Source organism: Coleofasciculaceae cyanobacterium (genome assembly GCA_036703275.1).
Taxonomy (GTDB): domain Bacteria; phylum Cyanobacteriota; class Cyanobacteriia; order Cyanobacteriales; family Xenococcaceae; genus Waterburya.
In genome coordinates, this window is sequence record DATNPK010000027.1 from 1 (window position 1) to 1,598 (window position 1,598).

Genomic DNA, 1,598 nt, shown 5'->3' on the forward strand with positions numbered 1-1,598 from the left:
TTTGATTTCCCATTTTTCACTACATCTGTTGATTGGCAAAATGGTCATTTTACTGCTATCCAAACTGTCATTTAATTTTTAATCCTCAAACTTTTCTTGACTTATCAATTATACCCTAATACACTCTTTTGCTACACAACCCTTTTCTTCCTTGACCAACCTCATATTTTACCTTTTGATTATCTGTAAGGCTTACATCACTACCTTGAATCTCCGAGGCATGAACAAATAGATCGTCTCCCCCGTCATCTTGAAGAATGAAACCAAAGCCCTTTTTGTCGTTGAAAAATTTTACTGTACCCGTACTCATATTTTGCTTTCCTTTGTTGTGATTAATGTTTGGCAGTATTGACTGTAGCCTAAAAACGACCTAACAAAGATTAATTTAAGAGATTTTTACAGGACATATTGAACTAGTCTCAGTTTAGAATAAATATTAGGCATTTTTTGGTCACACATTTTCGTTCCAATCAAAATTAAAATTTAAGAAATCGTTTCAATGACGCAAACTAAATTACAACAACAATTTACACTGGCAAATGTAGATGGCTCAGTAATTATCTACCTAAAGCTTCAGTCCAATGGCTCTTACCAGAGAAGACTGATTAGCGATGCTTTTATCAGTGACAATGACAACGATAACAGCATCAACAAGACAATTACTGAAGCTATTAGTGCTTATTTTCGCCAAAATAAAGATGTTAAAAGTGGTTATTACTTGATCGTTAGAGCAGATGAGAATACAATTTGCGTAGAGAACATCGGTTACTTCTTTGAAGATGCGATTGAGAAACTACAGAAATTAAATATTGTGATTCCTTTTATAGAAGGAGAGAGTCAGAGAACGGCTTTAATCCCATTTGAGAATGAGGATAGCGTTGCGCGAGAAGATATTCAATTTGATGGTCGAATCTCTTTCCAGCATCATATAGCAGAAGAAACAACTGATGATGAGTCAGAATAACTATGCAGCCGATTGAGGGAAAAGTTTGGCAAATAGATTATTAGAGATTAGTTGCCAATCACTAATCACGCATAGGGGAATTATTTAGATGATAGTGGCTAGGGAATAGGGTTAATAACCTCTAACTGTTTAATAGTTTCATCAATTGATGTTTCGGCAAAAGGTAAAAGCGATTGCGATAGTCGCGCCGAAGCTATCGCTCCTTCCCTGTAACTTCTATATGACTGAAAAGCTGTGTTTTTAACTCTTGATTTAGCTGGGTCATGTTTAAATCTTTCCAAACCGCTTTCCGTACTTGCCCCAATTCTCTTTTTTAAACGGCGATTGCCATCTAAGAATCAACTCTCTTTCTAGCTTCAATCTTCCCCTGCGCTCGCTCGGAGTATCGTACCAAAAGCGGTACTGTTAGATTAACTATAGACAAGTACAAAAATACCTAATGCACACATTTCTTAAGCTGAAATAGAGACAATAATTCCCCTAATTTCTTTCCGGTAGTGTAGCAAAGATGTTGAATTAATCAAATATCTCTGCCAAACTCATACTTATTAATATACAAACCAATCACTAGATCTTGCATCTGAGTAAGCTTAGAAAAGCAGATTGTTTTTCTGTGTAATCTTTTAATTCTATT

2 protein-coding genes are annotated in these 1,598 nt (G+C 35.4%); one reads left to right on the top strand and one right to left on the bottom strand.

The annotated features are described in order from the left end of the window. Positions 1 to 115 precede the first annotated feature (115 nt). The gene (locus tag V6C71_06690; protein HEY9768183.1) at positions 116 to 310 is read right to left on the bottom strand and encodes a cold-shock protein; all 195 of its coding nucleotides are present in this window, start codon (positions 308 to 310) and stop codon (positions 116 to 118) included. 189 nt (positions 311 to 499) lie between these two features. On the opposite strand from V6C71_06690, the gene V6C71_06695 reads away from it, so the two are divergent. After that, positions 500 to 964, top strand: coding sequence for a hypothetical protein (locus tag V6C71_06695; GenBank protein ID HEY9768184.1), 465 nt, complete (start codon positions 500 to 502; stop codon positions 962 to 964). The last annotated feature ends 634 nt before the right edge of the window (positions 965 to 1,598 follow it).